The organism is Vibrio pacinii DSM 19139 (assembly GCF_000711795.1).
In the GTDB taxonomy this organism is placed as follows: domain Bacteria; phylum Pseudomonadota; class Gammaproteobacteria; order Enterobacterales; family Vibrionaceae; genus Vibrio; species Vibrio pacinii.
Window position 1 is genome coordinate 162,814 of sequence record NZ_JONH01000005.1, and the last position, 17,565, is coordinate 180,378.

Annotated in this window: 16 protein-coding genes and 1 tRNA gene; 10 read left to right on the forward strand and 7 right to left on the reverse strand. The window is 44.8% G+C overall.

Annotated features, from left to right (window positions below; translation table 11 throughout):
- Together BS19_RS19760 and BS19_RS05165 are read left to right on the forward strand one after the other, a co-directional pair.
- A complete protein-coding gene (locus tag BS19_RS19760; protein WP_038173791.1) occupies positions 1-1,251 on the forward strand; it encodes a restriction endonuclease subunit S in 1,251 nt (416 codons plus the stop codon).
- A 9-nt stretch (positions 1,252-1,260) separates the two neighbouring features.
- On the forward strand, positions 1,261-5,097 hold the full coding sequence (locus BS19_RS05165; protein ID WP_038173792.1) for a type I restriction endonuclease subunit R: 3,837 nt from the start codon (positions 1,261-1,263) through the stop codon (positions 5,095-5,097).
- Positions 5,098-5,243: 146 nt separating this feature from the next.
- Here BS19_RS05165 and BS19_RS05170 read toward each other — a convergent pair whose 3' ends face one another.
- From BS19_RS05170 to rpsU, 6 genes are all read right to left on the reverse strand, one after another.
- Positions 5,244-6,485, reverse strand: a complete 1,242-nt coding sequence (locus BS19_RS05170; protein WP_038173793.1) for an integrase domain-containing protein — start codon at positions 6,483-6,485, stop codon at positions 5,244-5,246.
- Between the two features lie 165 nt (positions 6,486-6,650).
- A tRNA-Ile gene (locus BS19_RS05175) sits at positions 6,651-6,726 on the reverse strand.
- A 153-nt stretch (positions 6,727-6,879) separates the two neighbouring features.
- Positions 6,880-8,733: an RNA polymerase sigma factor RpoD gene (gene rpoD, locus BS19_RS05180; protein ID WP_038173794.1), complete on the reverse strand. Its 1,854-nt coding sequence runs from the start codon at positions 8,731-8,733 to the stop codon at positions 6,880-6,882.
- Between the two features lie 98 nt (positions 8,734-8,831).
- On the reverse strand, positions 8,832-10,589 hold the full coding sequence (gene dnaG / locus BS19_RS05185) for a DNA primase (protein WP_038173796.1): 1,758 nt from the start codon (positions 10,587-10,589) through the stop codon (positions 8,832-8,834).
- Between the two features lie 107 nt (positions 10,590-10,696).
- Positions 10,697-11,140, reverse strand: coding sequence for a GatB/YqeY domain-containing protein (locus tag BS19_RS05190; RefSeq protein ID WP_038173798.1), 444 nt, complete (start codon positions 11,138-11,140; stop codon positions 10,697-10,699).
- A gap of 26 nt (positions 11,141-11,166) precedes the next feature.
- Positions 11,167-11,382: a 30S ribosomal protein S21 gene (gene rpsU / locus BS19_RS05195; RefSeq protein ID WP_001145625.1), complete on the reverse strand. Its 216-nt coding sequence runs from the start codon at positions 11,380-11,382 to the stop codon at positions 11,167-11,169.
- A gap of 231 nt (positions 11,383-11,613) precedes the next feature.
- Between rpsU and tsaD the strand changes: the two genes are divergently transcribed.
- Together tsaD and BS19_RS05205 are read left to right on the forward strand one after the other, a co-directional pair.
- On the forward strand, positions 11,614-12,630 hold the full coding sequence (tsaD, locus tag BS19_RS05200) for a tRNA (adenosine(37)-N6)-threonylcarbamoyltransferase complex transferase subunit TsaD (RefSeq protein WP_038173799.1): 1,017 nt from the start codon (positions 11,614-11,616) through the stop codon (positions 12,628-12,630).
- An 85-nt stretch (positions 12,631-12,715) separates the two neighbouring features.
- Positions 12,716-13,531 carry an alpha/beta fold hydrolase gene (locus tag BS19_RS05205; protein ID WP_038173800.1) on the forward strand — a complete coding sequence of 272 codons (816 nt, stop codon included), beginning with the start codon at positions 12,716-12,718 and terminating at the stop codon, positions 13,529-13,531.
- A 28-nt stretch (positions 13,532-13,559) separates the two neighbouring features.
- On the opposite strand, the gene plsY is transcribed toward BS19_RS05205, so the two are convergent.
- The gene (gene plsY, locus BS19_RS05210) at positions 13,560-14,171 is read right to left on the reverse strand and encodes a glycerol-3-phosphate 1-O-acyltransferase PlsY (protein WP_038173801.1); all 612 of its coding nucleotides are present in this window, start codon (positions 14,169-14,171) and stop codon (positions 13,560-13,562) included.
- Positions 14,172-14,327: 156 nt separating this feature from the next.
- Here plsY and folB point away from each other — a divergent pair, with 156 nt between their 5' ends.
- The 6 genes from folB to ispF all read left to right on the forward strand — a co-directional run bounded on the left by folB (position 14,328) and on the right by ispF (position 17,545).
- The gene (gene folB, locus BS19_RS05215) at positions 14,328-14,681 is read left to right on the forward strand and encodes a bifunctional dihydroneopterin aldolase/7,8-dihydroneopterin epimerase (RefSeq protein WP_038173803.1); all 354 of its coding nucleotides are present in this window, start codon (positions 14,328-14,330) and stop codon (positions 14,679-14,681) included.
- On the forward strand, positions 14,678-15,166 hold the full coding sequence (folK, locus tag BS19_RS05220) for a 2-amino-4-hydroxy-6-hydroxymethyldihydropteridine diphosphokinase (protein WP_038173807.1): 489 nt from the start codon (positions 14,678-14,680) through the stop codon (positions 15,164-15,166). Before folB ends, folK begins: the two co-directional genes overlap by 4 nt.
- A 14-nt stretch (positions 15,167-15,180) precedes the next feature.
- Positions 15,181-15,984 (forward strand): undecaprenyl-diphosphate phosphatase, encoded by an 804-nt coding sequence (locus tag BS19_RS05225; RefSeq protein WP_038173809.1) that lies wholly within the window; start codon positions 15,181-15,183, stop codon positions 15,982-15,984.
- A gap of 100 nt (positions 15,985-16,084) precedes the next feature.
- A complete protein-coding gene (gene ftsB / locus BS19_RS05230; RefSeq protein WP_038173810.1) occupies positions 16,085-16,363 on the forward strand; it encodes a cell division protein FtsB in 279 nt (92 codons plus the stop codon).
- Positions 16,364-17,065, forward strand: a complete 702-nt coding sequence (gene ispD, locus BS19_RS05235; RefSeq protein ID WP_038173811.1) for a 2-C-methyl-D-erythritol 4-phosphate cytidylyltransferase — start codon at positions 16,364-16,366, stop codon at positions 17,063-17,065.
- A 3-nt stretch (positions 17,066-17,068) separates the two neighbouring features.
- Positions 17,069-17,545: a 2-C-methyl-D-erythritol 2,4-cyclodiphosphate synthase gene (ispF, locus tag BS19_RS05240; protein WP_038173812.1), complete on the forward strand. Its 477-nt coding sequence runs from the start codon at positions 17,069-17,071 to the stop codon at positions 17,543-17,545.
- The last annotated feature ends 20 nt before the right edge of the window (positions 17,546-17,565 follow it).

A 17,565-nucleotide genomic window follows, 5' to 3' on the forward strand; every position in this document is an offset into this window, starting at 1 on the left:
ATGACTGTGGATAAAAATGTGCCAGACATCCGCTTTAAAGGGTTTAGTGGGGAGTGGGGAAGGAGTCCTTTGGGTAGTCTTTGCCTCATTGGAGATATAGACCATCGTATGCCAGAATCGAAAATAACGGGCATACCATATTTAATGACAGGTGACTTCTATGGTATTAACGGCCTTGACCTTAACAATGCCAAGCTAATATCCATTGAGGACTATGAGCAGTTATCAAAAAAAATAAAGCCTGAATTTGGCGATATATTGTTTGCTCGTTATGCATCTGTTGGGGCTGTAAGATATGTTGAAACAGATATAAAATTCTTGATTTCATATTCTTGTGCAATTCTGAAAACGAACAACACCACTTACGGTAAATATTTGTTCTATTTTTTTCAGACTGAAAAAACGCAAGGCCAGTTCGAATTAGGTATCAATACCGGATCTCAAAGAAATATTGGTATTGACTCACTAAAATCCCTTTTGGTGACTTTACCTAAACCAGTAGAGCAAACCCAAGTAGGAAACTACTTCCAAAAGCTCGATAGTCTAATTAACCAGCAACAACAAAAGCATGAAAAACTCAGTAACTTGAAAAGAGCCATGCTTGAAAAGATGTTTCCCAAACAAGGTGAAACCATTCCAGAAATCCGTTTTAAAGGGTTTATTGGGGAGTGGATAGAGAGTCCATTAAATAAGATAGCTATGGATATCACTGATGGTAATTGGATTGAAGCTGAGCATATTTTTGATAGTGGGGAATATAGGATTATTCAAACAGGAAATATTGGCGTAGGCCAATATTTAGATAGACCGAAGCATGCAAAATATTTCCAACAGTCTAATTTTGATACCGTTAGGGGAAATGAAATATTTCCTGGTGATATTCTGATTTCGAGATTGGCTGATCCTGCTGGTAGAGCTGTAATTTTGCCTGATACAGGTTATAGAATGGTAACAGCAGTTGATGTCGCGATTGTTCGTCCCGAGCCATGTTTTAACTCTTATTTTTTGATGATTCTATTAAACAGGAAAGAAGCACTTAAGTCTGTTGGTGAATGGGTTTCTGGTACATCGCATAAAAGAATTAGTCACGCTAATTTAGTAAAAATTAGGTTTGTAGTCCCTTGTGTGAAAGAGCAATCTCTAATCGGCAACTACTTCCAAAAGCTTGATACATTGATCGAACAACACCAACAACAGATCACCAAACTCACTAATATCAAGCAGGCCTGCTTGAATAAAATGTTTGTCTAGGGAGAGACTATGACTACCTTTAAAACTGAAGCGCAATTTGAGCAGGCTTTTATTGAAGTTCTCACTCAAAAAGGGTGGGAATCTAAAATACTCAAAAACAAAACTGAGGCCGAGTTGTTGCAAAACTGGGCAAACATTTTGTTTGAAAACAATCGCCAGCAAGATCGCTTAAACGATGTGCCGCTGACTGCAAGTGAAATGCAGCAGATTATTGAGCAGATCAAAGCGCTGAAAACGCCGCTTAAGCTCAACGGGCTAATTAACGGTAAAACCGTCGCGATCAAGCGTGATAACCCTGATGATACACTGCACTATGGTAAGGAAGTTAGCTTAAAAATTTATGACCGCCACGAAATAGCAGCAGGTCAAAGCCGTTACCAAATAGTCCAGCAGCCTAAGTTTGAGCGCGGCAGTCCATTACGCAACGATCGTCGTGGTGATGTGCTGTTACTGATTAACGGGATGCCGGTTATTCATGTTGAGCTAAAGCGCAGCAAAGTACCTGTTAGTCAAGCAGTCAATCAAATAGAGAAATACAGTAAAGAGGGCGTGTTTAGCGGCCTGTTTTCACTGATCCAAGTTTTTGTGGCGATGGAGCCTGAAGAGGCCAAATACTTCGCCAACCCAGGGCTAGATGGTAAGTTTAATCCAGACTATCAATTCCATTGGGCTGATTTTAATAACGAGCCTGTGAACCACTGGAAGGATATCGCCTCAACGCTGTTATCCATCCCGATGGCACACCAGTTGATTGGTTTTTACACCGTGGCCGATGATACCGATGGCGTGCTCAAAGTCATGCGCAGCTACCAGTATTACGCCGCTAATGCTATATCTGACCGCGTTGCCAAAACTACTTGGAATCAACTGGGTAGTGTAAATAATAAAGACAGACTGGGTGGCTATGTGTGGCATACCACCGGCTCGGGCAAAACCATGACCAGCTTTAAGTCAGCGCAGTTGATTGCTCAATCAAAAGACGCCGATAAAGTAATTTTCTTAATGGACCGTATCGAGCTTGGTACTCAGTCTCTAATCGAATATCAAGGGTTTGCCAGTGATGGAGAAGTGGTACAAGCCACTGAGAATACCCATGTACTGGTGACCAAACTAAAGAGCACTAAACCTGCTGATACTTTGATTGTTAGTTCCATTCAAAAAATGAGTAATATCTTTGAAGAAGTGGGTGATGAGGGAGTAGCAACAAACTCGGCTGATATTGAAAAAATTCGAGCTAAGCGCTTGGTGTTTATTATTGATGAGGCGCACCGCTCAACGATGAGCGCAGGAAAAGAAGATAAAGAAGGCATGTTGGTCAGGGTGAAAAAAAACTTTCCTAAAGCTCTCTTCTTTGGTTTTACAGGCACGCCCATTCATGAAGAGAACCAAGTCAATAGTAATACGACTACTGATGTGTTTGGTAATGAGTTGCACCGCTATAGCATTGCTGATGGTATTCGTGATGGAAACGTGTTGGGTTTTGACCCTTACAAAGTGTCTACCTTCAAGGATGGCGAACTAAGAAAAGAAATTGCCTTACAGCAAGCTAAGGCCGACTCGGTTACTGATGCGATGGCAGAGTCTGGCAAAAAGAAAAAGTTTAATCACTTTATGAATGATGTGCCGATGGCGGGTTATAAAGATGCCGCAGGCAAATATCATAAAGGCATTGAAGACTATGTCCCGAAAAGCCAATACTTAACGAAGGCTCATCAAGAAAAAGTCGTCGCTGACATCTTGGATAAATGGGATGTGCTGAGCCAAGGCAGTAAATTTCACGCCATTTTAGCAACGAATAGTATCGCTGAGGCGATTGATTATTATCGCCGTTTAAAAGCCGAGAAACCTGAGCTAAAAATATCGGCGCTATTTGACCCTAACATTGAGAACGATGGTAGTGGTGACCGTGGCCCTACGTTTAAAGGTGATGGTCTAGAAGAGATTATGGCTGATTATAACGCCCGCTATGGCCTAGAGTTTGATTTTGCCCGTCACTCGGCCTTTAAAAAAGACATCGCTGCGCGTCTTGCCCATAAAGAGCAATACAAGAATATTCACAAAGAGCCTTCAAAGCAGCTGGACCTACTAATCGTGGTCGATCAAATGCTGACTGGCTTTGATTCCAAGTGGTTGAATACTCTGTATTTAGATAAAGTGATTAAGTATCAGAATATCATTCAGGCTTTCTCACGCACCAATCGTTTGTTTGGTCCCGATAAACCTCACGGTATTATTCGTTATTATCGCTATCCACATACCATGGAGCAGCACATTAACGATGCAGTCAAACTTTACTCCGGCGATAAACCTATTGGACTGTTTGTTGATAGGTTGGTAAGTAACATTGAACTTATGAATCGGTTGTCAGCGGATATCTCTGAACTGTTTGCTAGTGCGGGTATTGAAAATTTTGAAACACTGCCAGACGATGTAGAACTCTGTGCTAAGTTTACCGAATTATTTAATACCTTTAACAAGCACCTAGAAGCTGCCAAAGTACAAGGTCTGAATTGGGAGCAGTCTACCTATACTGACTCATCAGAAAGTGAGGGCGGTGCTGAGCGTGAGGTCACTCTGGCTATCGATGAGCTCACTTACATGAGCTTAGTTCAACGCTATAAAGAGCTTGCTGGTAAAAGGGACGGCAATGGTGACGGTTCAGGTAGTGATGTTCCTTTTGATATCAGTGGTTATTTAACTGAAATAGACACCGGTAAAATCGACGCCGATTACATGAATAGCCGCTTTGATAAATATCTAAAAGAGCTTAATCAACACCAAGACTCTACTAGCGTTGAAGTCACACTCAATGAGTTACATAAGACATTTGCGTCGCTGAGCCAAAGTGAACAAAAGTATGCCAAGCTCTTTTTACACGATTTACAACGTGGAGATGCAAAGTTAATTGAAGGACATACTTTTAGAGACTACATCAATGACTATCAAAATCAGAAAGAACAGTTACGAATAGCCGCTATTGTTGAGGCTCTTGGTTTAGATAAGGATTTACTTCTTCAGTTGATGACTGGTGATGTGAATGAGCAGAGCATTAACCGTTTTGGTCGCTTTGATACGCTGAAATCAACGGTCGATAGAACTAAGGCAAAAGCCTACTTTGAGCGCATTGAAGGTGCGGCGATACCCCCGTTCAAACTGAACATGCGTATTGATAAGTACCTTCAAGAGTTTATCTTTGGGCAAGCGGAGGATTTTCTGGAAGATAGTCGAATAGACACTCATGAAGAGAGTCAAAATGTTTCACCTAAGCCACTTGTTTTTGGTGATATTAAGCTCTATCAAGCAAACCAAGTTCTAGAGCTTGAAAACGCTGTTGAGTTGGGTTCAGTTACCTTTAAAACAGATACCTTGTATGAAGACAATCCCGCTTCGTTATTATCCACAGGCTGCTACAGTGAGCTAAAGCAACTTGGTGTGGTGTCTTCTCATGTTTTAGATACGACGCTTACAGCACTTTTAGAGCTTGAACAAGTAACCAAAGAGCTTGATCTTCCTCTATATCAAGAAGGGAAGAGTGGTGTTGTTTGGGCTCTCAAAGAGGCGCGAGAAGGAAGTGTCGTTGATGAATTCATTGCGGTTGCCATTCAATATGCAGGTGATGAAAGTTATAAACCATTTATTGATAACATAATTTACGATGGTGCCAAAAGTGCTCTGTTTGCCAGCTTTGTTGTATTGCCAAAAATGGCATTCAGCAAACTAAAAGCTAAGCATGAAGAACAAAAAGAGCGCAACGCTGAAAAGGCTGCCATTGAAACTTCACCAAATGTCATCGATTTTAAAATGAACAAGAAGCTAGCAGAAAAATGGAAAGGCAGTCAGCACTAACATTGGGAACAACCACAATATAGGCTGAATGCAAAATTAGGGGAGCTTACCTGTATTAGCTCCCCGTTATATTCAAAGTTTGCATCGATCATTTTTTACGTTGGACTGGAACCGTTTAGTTTGATCTTTGCAAACCGATATTAGACTTAGCTGGCTAGCTTTAACCCTTTTTTGCCAGCCAATGAGAGATTCCCTTCAGCAGCAGAGGTGATATGTTCACTCCACCAGCACATGAGCGTCCTACGCTGTTCTAGGTACTCTGCACGGTTGTATGCCTTCCTAACGTCATTTCTGTCAACATGAGCTAATGCGGCCTCTATAACATCAGGATTAAAACCTTGCTCGTTTAGAGTGGTACTTGCTAAAGCCCGTAACCCGTGAGAGACCAACTCCCCATCAAACCCCATTCTTTTTAAGGCCATATTAGCAGACTGGCTGTTTACATGACTTTTCGGGTTTTTGTTACTTGGAAAAATGTAATCTCTATGATTACTAATAGGTTTCATGATCTCCAAAAGCGCCAATGTTTGTTCTGTGAGCGGGATAGTGTGAGGGCGCTTCATCTTCATTCTTTCTTCAGGAACAATCCAAACCTTATTTTCGAAATCAATGTCTTGCCAACGGGCTGTTGCGCTTTCAATTGGCCTTGTCATTGTGTGTAATTGCCATTCAAGTAAGCAGCGAGTAGATAGCGTAATGTTCGCATTTGCGATAGCTTGCATTAACTCAGGTAATCTTTCTGGTCTGATGGTTGCCATATGCTTACGCTTAGGTGCTGGAAATAGTTTGGTTATATCTGCCAGATAGTTAACTTCTATATGCCCAGAGGCTACGGCAAGGCGCATTACTTCGTTAATGATGCGACAGAGTCTTTTTACTGTTTCTAACGTTCCTTGAGCTTTTACAGGAGCAAGAATGTCTAGTACCAGTTTAGGCTTAATATCCTGAATGGGAACATTAGCGAGTTTGGGAAGGATATGCTTCTCAAGTGCTCGATATGCTTTTTCAGCTGTTTCTGGTTTCACACTTTCTTTTTTCAGCTCCAGCCACTTATCAGCAAGTTTGCCAAAGGTATTCTCAAGCTCAGCTCTTTCCATTAAGAGCTGTTCATCTTTATGTTGCTTAGGATCAATGTTGTGAGCGATTAGCTTTTTTGCATCTGCTCTTCTTTTTCTTGCTTCAGCAAGAGGTACGTCCGGATAACTACCGAAACTGATGTTTGTTCTTTTTTTCGTAATGGGGTGGGTGTATTTCAGAATCCATAGCTTTGTACCATTGGTTTTGATACGCAATTGAAGTCCATCACCATCAGAGAGGGTATATTCTTTGTCGGATTCTTTAGCTTGTTTGACTTGAGTATTCGTTAAAGGGACAACTCTTCTTGCCATGATGTACCACCAATATTGTCGATTCTTAGCCGTTGGTACATTCGATGGTACATTAAAACGTGGATGTTACAAGATGAGCATAGACAGCTATAGACAAGGATTGATTACTAAGTGTTGATTTTACTAGGGTAGATAGACGTCGGTAGATATGTGTAGAAGAGAAAGTGGTGGCCCCTCGCAGACTTGAACTGCGGACCAATCGATTATGAGTCGACTGCTCTAACCACTGAGCTAAGGGGCCGTTAGGGGATTGATTATAGGGGATGAGGATCTAGCTGTCTAGCCAGTAGATAGGGTAAATGCGCTTAGATTTTATCCACTTAAATCTAATAGAGACAAAAAAGGTGAGCTGTTGCTCACCTTTTAATCAATTGTGCTAAATCACAAGCTGTGATTACTCGTCAAGGAAGCTGCGCAGAGTTTCTGAGCGGCTAGGGTGACGAAGCTTACGCAGTGCTTTTGCTTCGATTTGACGAATACGTTCACGGGTTACGTCGAACTGCTTACCTACTTCTTCCAAAGTATGGTCAGTGTTCATATCGATGCCAAAACGCATACGCAGTACTTTAGCTTCACGAGGCGTTAAACCCGCTAGAACGTCTTTGGTTGCCACTCTGAGACTGGTTGAAGTCGCGGAGTCTAATGGCAGTTCTAGAGTGGTATCCTCGATGAAGTCACCAAGATGCGAATCTTCGTCGTCACCGATAGGTGTCTCCATAGAGATTGGCTCTTTAGCAATTTTCAGTACCTTACGGATCTTATCCTCTGGCATTTGCATACGCTCAGCCAGTTCTTCCGGTAACGGCTCGCGTCCCATCTCTTGTAGCATTTGACGCGAGATACGGTTGAGCTTGTTGATCGTTTCGATCATGTGCACCGGAATACGGATGGTGCGTGCTTGGTCTGCAATTGAGCGCGTGATCGCCTGACGAATCCACCAAGTAGCATAGGTCGAGAACTTGTAACCACGACGATATTCGAACTTATCTACCGCTTTCATCAGACCGATGTTACCTTCTTGAATCAGATCCAAGAATTGTAGACCACGGTTGGTGTACTTTTTAGCGATAGAAATAACCAAACGTAAGTTCGCTTCAACCATCTCTTTCTTCGCACGGCGAGCTTTCGCTTCACCGATAGACATACGACGGCTGATGTCCTTAATGTTTTGTACTGTTAAAGACGTCTCTTTTTCGATCACTTTCAGTTTGGCGATTGAACGACGAATATCTTCTTCGCTACGGCGGATTTTTTCTGCATACGGTTTATCCGATGCAAGAATCTCATCTAACCAAGCTTCACTTGATTCATTACCAGTGAATAGGGTAATGAATGATTTCTTCGGCATCTTACCGTACTCAACGGTCGCCTTCATGATCAGGCGCTCTTGGGTACGGACACGTTCCATTGACTTACGCAGCTCGTTTACTAAGTAATCAAACTGTTTTGGTGTTAGACGGAACTCTTTAAATACGTCAATAACAAGCTCGTGCGCGATTTGCGCTTTCGGGCTTTCTCTACCGTATTCGTTGCACGCTAACTGATAGTTCTGGAATGTGTTACGCAGCGATGTGAATTTCTCAAGAGCAAGCTCAGGATCGATACCTGTATCTTCCTCTTCTTCATCCTCATCGTCTTCTTCCTTATCTTCCTCTTCCTTATCTTCATCTTTCAGATCAGACTCAGCGAGTTCCGAACCGATATGAGTCGCAGTTGGTGCTGCAGTTTCATCGGCATCAGGATCGACAAAGCCATTGATAAGGTCAGTAAGGCGTAGCTCTTCGGCTTGAACTTTATCAAACTGTTCAAGAATATATGGGATAGTGCCCGGATACTCCGCAACCGCATTTTGAACTTGGTTAATACCATCTTCAATACGCTTGGCGATATCGATCTCGCCTTCACGAGTCAATAGCTCAACTGTACCCATTTCACGCATGTACATGCGCACAGGGTCAGTGGTGCGGCCGATTTCACTTTCTACGCTTGAAAGCGCAGCTGCAGCCGCTTCGGCCGCATCTTCATCGGTGATTGTATCGTCATCGTTCAGTGCTAGGTCATCGGCGTCAGGAGCAGTTTCTACTACTCGGATGCCCATGTCGTTAATCATCTGAATGATATCTTCGACCTGCTCTGAATCGACAATTTCTGCCGGCAGATGGTCGTTTACTTCTGCGTATGTCAGATAGCCCTGTTCCTTGCCTTTAATGACAAGTTGTTTTAGCTGTGACTGCGGATTTTGATCCATAGACGGTATCCAACTTAGTATCTGGTGAAGGAATTAGTATGCGAGTTGCAAACCACACATCATAACAAATTTATTTATTGCTGACTAATCGAACAGGGTTACGCTTTTAAATCTAGCATTAGTGCTAGCAGCTCCCTTCTCTCTTCGGTTGATAAACCGACACTTCTTTCTTTGGCCTGCAGGTTTTCAATTTGTTTTTCAACGCATTGGGCAAGTATCTTGTCCAATGAATCTAAAAATATATCTTGCTCGTTGTCGTCGTCGAGGGGGATTTCCCACCCTGCAAGACGCGACATCAGTGCTTCGTGGCGACTATTTCGCCAATACTCAAGTAACTGGCCTGTAGTGATATTGGGATGCTGATGACAATATTCAAGCACTTCCACAAATAAACTTAATCCTGGTACTGATAATTCTCTTACGCTAGAGAGGTCTGGTACCATTTCAGCATAGCTCGGATTTTGAATAAGCAAAGTGACCACTTGTCGCATAGGTGTACGTTTGATCTCTTTGTGCGGTTGAGATCGAGTTACGCCGTGTTTGTTGCGTGACTGGCGTAAGCGGTTATCAAAGCCTGTCCGCTCATCAAGCAATTTCTCTAATAGCTCTTGGAAGTACGGATCGGGAATTTTCTCGATCAATGCACTCGCGTGTGCGCGAAGAGCCGATTTACCTTCGTTACTGCCAAGATTCAGTTGATGAATCTCAATCAGGTTATCAAACAGATAGTTCGAGAGTGGCGTTGCTTGCTCTATTTGTTGTTCGAAAGCTTCTTTTCCATGTTGGCGCACATAACTGTCAGGATCTTCGCCATCTGGCAAAAAAAGGAACTTGAGTGTGTTACCAGTTTTAAGATACTGCAACGCATTTTCTAATGCTCGCCAAGCCGCTTCTTTACCCGCTCGGTCACCATCGTAGCAACACACGACCGTATTGGTTTGGCGGAACAAAAGTTGGATATGATCACCCGTTGTTGAGGTGCCCAGTGAAGCCACGGAGTAATCGACCCCATATTGCGCCAGAGCCACCACATCCATATAGCCTTCAACCACCAAGATCTGCTTAGGCTCGCGATGCGCTTGCATCACTTCATACAGGCCGTATAGCTCTTTGCCTTTGTGAAATATCGGTGTTTCAGGTGAGTTAAGATATTTTGGTGTGCCATCGCCAATCACGCGGCCACCAAAACCAATCACTCGGCCGCGGCGGTCATGAATCGGGAACATCACCCGACCGCGAAAACGGTCATAGCGATTGCCTTTGTCGTTTTCAATCAGCATACCGCCGGAAACGAGCATCTCTTGCGTCTGTGGGGTTTGACCAAAGTTCTTACGTACCAGATCCCATTCATCCGCCACATAACCGATGCCAAACTTTTGCACAATTTGTCCAGAAAGGCCGCGTTGTTTTAGATACTCGATGGCCACCTTACTGTTCGGTTGTTTAAGCTGATCGCGATAAAACTGTGCAATGCTGCCCATCAAGTCGTAAAGATTTCGTTTTTGCTCGGAATTGACTTGGGGTTGGTTCGTGTTGAAGTCGCCACCTTGGCGCTGCTCACGAGGAACATCAAGCCCTAGAAATGAGGCGAGTTCTTCAATGGCTTCGACAAAATCAAGACGTTCGTACTCCATCATAAAGTCGATGGCGTTGCCGTGCACACCACAGCCAAAACAATGGTAGAACTGTTTTTCTTGCGAGACACTAAATGATGGTGTTTTTTCGTTATGGAAAGGGCAGCAAGCGCCGTAGTTTTTGCCTTTTTTCTTAAGTTTTACGCGAGCGTCGACAATGTCGACAATATCAAGTCGAGCGAGGAGGTCATCAATGAAACTACGAGGGATGTGTCCTGCCATAAAACCTTAGAAAAACGCACTAACTATCAAAAAACATCGAAAGGGTAGATACAAACAAGCCGTGCATTCCAAAGGAGAGCACGGCTTGTTGCAATTGGGTTGGGAGGTTAAGCCAATTTAGCGCGAACTAAACCGCTTACTTTACCCATGTCTGCACGCCCTTGAATCTGAGGCTTGAGAATAGCCATTACTTTACCCATGTCTTGCATGCCCGCTGCGCCAGATTCAGTCATTGCACTGTCAATGAGTGTTGCGACTTCTTCTTCGCTAAGCGGTTGAGGCATAAAGTCCTCAAGTATCGTAATTTCTGCTTTCTCAGCATCGGCTAAATCTTGACGATTCGCTGATTCATATTGAGCGACAGAATCGCGACGTTGTTTAACCATTTTAGTCAGCACGGCAAGAATGTCGTCATCGCCCAGAGTAATCCGTTCGTCGACTTCACGTTGCTTAATCGCTGCTAAGGCTAAACGAATAGTACCAAGGCGCATTTTGTCCTTGGCTTTCATCGCTAATTTTTGCTCTTCTTTGAGCTTGTCAATAAGAGCCATAACTATAATCCTTTTGGACTTAGTTATTAGTACAGGCGAACGCGACGAGCGTTTTCGCGAGCTAGCTTCTTAGCGTGACGCTTTTGAGCTGCTGCTTTAGCGCGTTTGCGAACTGTAGTTGGTTTTTCATAGTGCTCACGACGACGCACTTCAGAAAGGATACCTGCTTTTTCGCAAGAGCGCTTGAAACGACGTAGTGCAACGTCGAACGGTTCGTTTTCACGTACTTTAACTACTGGCATATGCCTTTCACCTCAGGGGTTATTCGTTAACGCTGGTAACTTAGTGGACTGAACTAAATATTTTTCAGTCATAACCAGCTTGATCAAAAATGGTGCGGAATTTTAATCTGATCACACTAGCTTTGTAAAGTATTTTGTTGGGTAGAGTTTGCACAAAATTTGTTTGCAAAGCAAAGGCGCGGTAAGATTGCGCCAATTTTGAATTAAACACAGAAACATCCAAGGTAAACCATGCGCATTATTGGTATCGAAACCTCTTGTGATGAAACAGGAATAGCCATTTACGACGATGAGAAAGGCTTACTTTCCCATCAGCTTTACAGTCAAGTAAAGCTGCACGCTGACTACGGCGGTGTTGTCCCAGAACTGGCTTCCCGTGATCACGTTAAAAAGACCATCCCTCTTATTAAAGCGGCGATGGCACAAGCGAACTTAACGCCGCAAGATATCGATGGTGTCGCTTACACCGCAGGACCTGGCTTGGTCGGCGCCTTGTTAGTTGGTGCAACGATTGGGCGCAGCCTTGCTTACGCATGGGGCGTGCCAGCAGTACCAGTGCATCATATGGAAGGGCATTTGTTGGCTCCAATGCTTGAAGACAATCCGCCGCCTTTTCCATTTGTTGCGGTCTTGGTGTCGGGTGGCCACTCTATGATGGTGGAAGTTAAAGGCATTGGTGAGTACAAAATTTTAGGTGAGTCGATTGATGATGCGGCCGGTGAAGCGTTTGATAAAACCGCTAAGCTGATGGGGCTAGATTACCCCGGTGGCCCGTTATTATCTAAGTTGGCTGAGAAAGGCACTCCGGGTCGCTTTAAATTCCCACGCCCAATGACAGATCGTCCAGGTTTGGATATGAGCTTCTCGGGGTTGAAAACCTTTACGGCCAATACGATTGCTGCCAATGATGATAGCGAACAAACACGCGCAGATATTGCACTGGCGTTTGAAGAGGCAGTTTGTGCCACGTTAACCATTAAATGTAAGCGTGCATTGGAACAAACTGGCCTTAAGCGCATCGTGATTGCTGGTGGGGTGAGTGCTAACCGTCGTCTGCGTTCTGACCTTGAGCAGCTAGCAAAGAAAATTGGTGGTGAAGTCTATTATCCGCGCACTGAATTTTGTACCGACAATGGTGCAATGATTGCGTATGCAGGTATGCAACGTCTGAAAAATGGTGAAGTGGCCGATCTTGCTGTACAAGCAACGCCACGTTGGCCAATTGACCAGTTGGAGCCGATTGGTTAATCGGTTGTCATGATAAATAGGGTCGCCTTTATGGCGACTTTTTAACGCTTAGCGTTACCGTCAGATGAAATGAGTGAAAGAAGAAATGAATAAGTTTGCCGTTGATGGAGGCGAAATGGCCTACCTAGATGTAGGGCAAGGCCCCGTGGTTGTATTTGGCCATAGCTACCTTTGGGATAGTGCAATGTGGGCACCACAAGTTGCAGCCTTGAGTCAAGATTATCGCTGTATCGTGCCAGAACTGTGGGCTCATGGTCAGTCTGATTATTGTCCTGCGACAACACGTTCACTACAGGATTATGCGGCGCAAGTACTTGCCTTGCTCGACCATTTAAGCATTGAAAACTTCTCAGTCGTTGGTCTGTCAGTCGGCGGCATGTGGGGCACTGAGCTGGTGACGTTAGCGCCTGAGCGAGTGCAATCACTGGTTTTAATGGACACCTTTGTCGGTCTTGAACCAGAGGTGACGCACGCCAAGTATTTTTCAATGCTAGAGACTATCTCTGATCTACAGGCCGTTCCTGAGCCGATGGTTGCGGCAATCACGCCACTGTTTTTCGCCAATAACGTTGAGCAAGATAACCCGCAGCTTGCCAAGCGCTTTGCACAACAATTGGCAGAGTTAAAAGGCGAGAGTGCGGTCGAAGTCGCGCGTGTGGGGCGAATGGTGTTTGGTCGTCGCGATCAGATTGACGAGGTTGAAAAGTTTGCGTTGCCAGTATTGATAGCGGTTGGTCAAGAAGATAAACCACGCCCAGTGCTTGAGTCTTATCTGATGCATGATTGTATTTCAGGCTCAGAGCTGATTCAGATCCCTAAAGCAGGGCACATCTCTAATCTCGAGCAGCCTGAATTTGTCACTCAGATGCTTAAGCGCTTTTTGACACGTGTCTACGCGTAGATGACGTCGATGTAAAACAAAAGCCTTGCTATGAGGCTTTTTTTAATCCGCTTTTCTTGGCGCCAACCTTAGGTTCAGTCCCTTCAAACAGCCGCTTAATATTTTGATGATGGCGAAAGACAATCAGGCAGCACAACATCGCGACGGGAAGCGTGTATTGCGGTTTGACCATCCAAGTGTAAAAGGGAGCAAGTAACACCGTGATGATCGCAGCCAACGATGAGTAGCGGAATAAAAACGCCACCCCAATCCAAGTTGCAATGATCATCGCACTAAGATCGAGCCCGATTGGCGCGATTGCACCGAGTGCGGTTGCCACACCTTTCCCGCCTTTAAAATGGAAAAAAATCGGATACATGTGGCCCAAACAGGCCGCGATGGCGACGATGCCTAAAATGATTGGTTCAATATTTAAAAAATAGCCGCCCCAGACCGGAATTGTGCCTTTGAGCATGTCACACAGCAGCACTGCGACGGCCGCCTTTTTGCCACCAATTCGCAGCACATTAGTTGCGCCAGGGTTATTTGAGCCCACACCACGTGGATCGGGTAAGCGTAGTACCCGACAGATCAATACCGCACTTGAGATCGAGCCCAAGAGGTAGGCGAAAATGATCATGATCAGTGCTAATGGGGTCATAGTAGAGTAACTCGTCTGAAACAGGTGTTAGCCAAGCAAGTAACTGATATCATAACGCGCCTGACACTCTCAAACCATGGCAGTGGCCGAGTTTGAGCAACAAATAGTACGACTTTTTACCCCTCTTGGGTATCCGACCTGTAAAGGAAGACACACATGGATAAAGTATTTATCGAGCAATTAGAAGTCATTACCACCATTGGTGTTTACGATTGGGAGCAACAGATTAAGCAAAAGTTAGTGCTTGATTTAGAAATGGCTCACGACAACCGACCAGCGGGTAAAAGTGATGATGTTGTTGATGCTCTCGATTATTCACAGGTTAGCCAAGCGGTACTGAGTCACATCGAACAAGGTCGCTTTCTATTGGTTGAACGAGTCGCCGAAGAGGTGGCAGAGCTTATCATGACGCGCTTTAATGTGCCTTGGATTAAAATTCGTCTGACCAAACCAGGCGCGGTACCACAAGCCAAAGGGGTTGGGGTTGTCATCGAGCGAGGTCAGCTATGATCACAACCTATATTGGGGTTGGGTCAAACATACAACGGCGTAAACACATTGCAGCTGCTATTGATGAACTCAGTGGGATCGGCGAGCAGTTGCGTCTTTCGACGATATTTGAGTGTGAGGCAGTCGGTTTTGACAGCCAAGCGTTTTATAACCTCGTTGTTGAAATGAAAACGCCACTGAGCTTAGCCGAATTTGCCAAGCAGTTACGTACTATCGAGCAGAAATTGGGGCGGGCTGACAATGCCAGCAAGTTTGAGCCAAGAACCTTAGATCTCGATATTATTCTGTTTGGCGAGCAAGTGAGTGCATCGCAACCAGAGCTGCCTCGTAGTGACATATTTCACTATGCTTTCGTGCTTGAGCCACTCTACGAGCTTTGTCCACAACGGGTAGTCCCCGCAGATGGACGCAATATTGCTCAAATCAGGCAACAAACGAATTTTGATACCACCCTCACTCCAGTTCCACTGTGGTTTAGCTATTAATTAATGAGATTGTGATGAGTTATTTTGAAGCCTTTGTCCTTGCTTTAATTCAAGGGCTAACCGAGTTTTTGCCCATTTCTAGCTCTGCCCACCTGATTTTGCCTTCGGCGATCTTAGGTTGGGAAGATCAGGGCTTAGCGTTTGATGTTGCCGTTCATGTCGGTACTCTGTTGGCGGTAATGATCTATTTCCGTCATGAAGTGGTGAGTTTACTGCGGGCGTTTTTTGCGTCGATATTTAATGGCGATCGGAGCAAAGAAGCCAAGTTGGCATGGATGATCCTATTGGCCACCATTCCAGCGTGTGTATTTGGCTTGTTGATGAAAGATTTCATAGAGCTTTATCTGCGCAGTGCGTGGGTGATTGCCACCACGACAATCGTATTTGGCTTATTGCTTTGGTACGTTGATAAGAAAGCCACGCTGACCGATGATGAGTATCAAGCGGATTGGAAAAAAGCGTTATTCATTGGTATCAGCCAAGCCATCGCGATGATCCCTGGCACGTCGCGTTCTGGGGCCACCATCACCGCTGCGCTGTATCTTGGCTTTACTCGCGAAGCTGCCGCTCGCTTTTCTTTCTTAATGTCGATCCCTATTATCCTTCTTGCGGGAGGGTATCTTGGCCTTAAATTGGTCACCAGCGGAGAACCGATTCATATTGGCTTTCTCATGACAGGGATCGTGACGTCATTTATTAGTGCTTACATTTGTATTCACTTTTTCCTTAAGCTGATTTCGCGAATGGGGATGACGCCATTCGTGATTTATCGTTTGATATTAGGTGGCGCTCTGTTTGCGTTCCTATTGATCAATTAAGCGCATAATCTTAACCAAGGCCACACAGTGCAATCTCGCGCCAGCAGTGACATTGTGATATATATGTGGTCTTTCTATTCTCTCTGCTTAGATTGACGATATGCGAATTTTTGCTCTGTTATTAACCCTGATTTTAGGCTGGCTACAATATGAATTGTGGCTAGGTAAAAATGGTATTGTCGATTTTCAAGCGGTCAATGCTGAAACCCAAGTTCAGCATCAAGTGAATAGCAACCTTCAAACACGTAATGATGAAATGTTCGCTGAAATTGACGATCTGCGCCAAGGGCTCGACGCGATTGAAGAGCGAGCAAGGCACGAACTTGGAATGGTCAAAGACGGTGAAACCTTTTATCGAATTATCGGTGAGGATAATTAAATGCTAACGCCTTTTTCACTGGTTGCGATTGTTCCTGCTGCGGGGGTCGGTAGCCGTATGAAAGCGGATCGACCTAAGCAATATCTTACTATCGAAGGTAAAACGGTTCTCGAACATACCGTTGAGAAACTGCTTTCGCACCCTAAGGTTGGGCAAGTTGTCATTGCAGTGACCGATGGTGATCCCTATTTTGCTGAGCTATCGCTAGCAAGTCGTCCCGATGTGGTCCAAGTTTCAGGTGGCAAAGAGCGCGCTGACTCGGTGTTATCGGCGCTTGACTATGTGCAAGCGCAACAAGCGTCAGAGTGGGTAATGGTGCACGATGCCGCCCGGCCGTGTATCACTTTGGCCGATATCGACAACTTAATCGAGCAATCGCTAGCAAACGCGAATGGCGCTATTCTTGCTGCACCCGTGCGAGATACGATGAAACGTGCCAATGGTCAGCAAAAGATCGATCATACCGTTGATAGGGAAGCACTATGGCATGCACTGACGCCACAAATGTTTAAAACTCAAATGCTCTTTGATGCTTTATCTGGCGCATTAGCGCAAGGCGTCGCCATTACCGATGAAGCCTCGGCTATCGAGTGGCTAGGCCATTGTCCTGCACTGGTACAAGGGAGAGCGGACAATATCAAAATAACCCAACCGGAAGATTTGGCGTTGGCTGAGTTTTATCTCAACAAAAACAAAGGATAACTCATGATTCGAATTGGTCACGGCTTCGATGTCCACAAATTTGGTGGTCAAGGCCCCGTCATTATCGGCGGAGTTGCCATTCCTTATACGCAAGGTCTTATCGCGCATTCTGATGGCGATGTGGCGTTGCATGCGTTGTGTGATGCCTTGTTAGGCGCGATTGCCGCTGGCGACATTGGCCGTCATTTTCCAGATACCGATGATAAATGGAAGGGGGCAGACAGCCGCGCTCTACTTCGGGATGTGTATCGTCGTGTGCGTGAACAAGGCTATAAGTTGGGTAATGCGGATATCACCATTATCGCTCAAGCGCCTAAAATGGCACCGCACATTGAGGCGATGTGCCAAGTCATTGCTGAGGATTTAGATACCGAACTCGGTAACATCAATGTCAAAGCCACCACCACTGAAAAACTTGGCTTTACTGGCCGTAAAGAAGGCATTGCAACCGAAGCGGTTGTGTTGCTCATTAAAAAATAACTTGAGTTGCCCTCTGTTTG

Coding starts and splice junctions, on each gene's coding strand:
- BS19_RS19760 (WP_038173791.1), top strand. CDS start 1: ATGACTGTGGATAAAAATGTGCCAGACATCCGCTTTAAAGGGTTTAGT.
- BS19_RS05190 (WP_038173798.1), bottom strand. CDS start 11,140: ATGGCTCTTATTGACAAGCTCAAAGAAGAGCAAAAATTAGCGATGAAA.
- dnaG (WP_038173796.1), bottom strand. CDS start 10,589: ATGGCAGGACACATCCCTCGTAGTTTCATTGATGACCTCCTCGCTCGA.
- rpsU (WP_001145625.1), bottom strand. CDS start 11,382: ATGCCAGTAGTTAAAGTACGTGAAAACGAACCGTTCGACGTTGCACTA.
- ftsB (WP_038173810.1), top strand. CDS start 16,085: ATGCGAATTTTTGCTCTGTTATTAACCCTGATTTTAGGCTGGCTACAA.
- plsY (WP_038173801.1), bottom strand. CDS start 14,171: ATGACCCCATTAGCACTGATCATGATCATTTTCGCCTACCTCTTGGGC.
- folK (WP_038173807.1), top strand. CDS start 14,678: ATGATCACAACCTATATTGGGGTTGGGTCAAACATACAACGGCGTAAA.
- BS19_RS05225 (WP_038173809.1), top strand. CDS start 15,181: ATGAGTTATTTTGAAGCCTTTGTCCTTGCTTTAATTCAAGGGCTAACC.
- ispF (WP_038173812.1), top strand. CDS start 17,069: ATGATTCGAATTGGTCACGGCTTCGATGTCCACAAATTTGGTGGTCAA.
- folB (WP_038173803.1), top strand. CDS start 14,328: ATGGATAAAGTATTTATCGAGCAATTAGAAGTCATTACCACCATTGGT.
- rpoD (WP_038173794.1), bottom strand. CDS start 8,733: ATGGATCAAAATCCGCAGTCACAGCTAAAACAACTTGTCATTAAAGGC.
- BS19_RS05205 (WP_038173800.1), top strand. CDS start 12,716: ATGAATAAGTTTGCCGTTGATGGAGGCGAAATGGCCTACCTAGATGTA.
- ispD (WP_038173811.1), top strand. CDS start 16,364: ATGCTAACGCCTTTTTCACTGGTTGCGATTGTTCCTGCTGCGGGGGTC.
- BS19_RS05170 (WP_038173793.1), bottom strand. CDS start 6,485: ATGGCAAGAAGAGTTGTCCCTTTAACGAATACTCAAGTCAAACAAGCT.
- BS19_RS05165 (WP_038173792.1), top strand. CDS start 1,261: ATGACTACCTTTAAAACTGAAGCGCAATTTGAGCAGGCTTTTATTGAA.
- tsaD (WP_038173799.1), top strand. CDS start 11,614: ATGCGCATTATTGGTATCGAAACCTCTTGTGATGAAACAGGAATAGCC.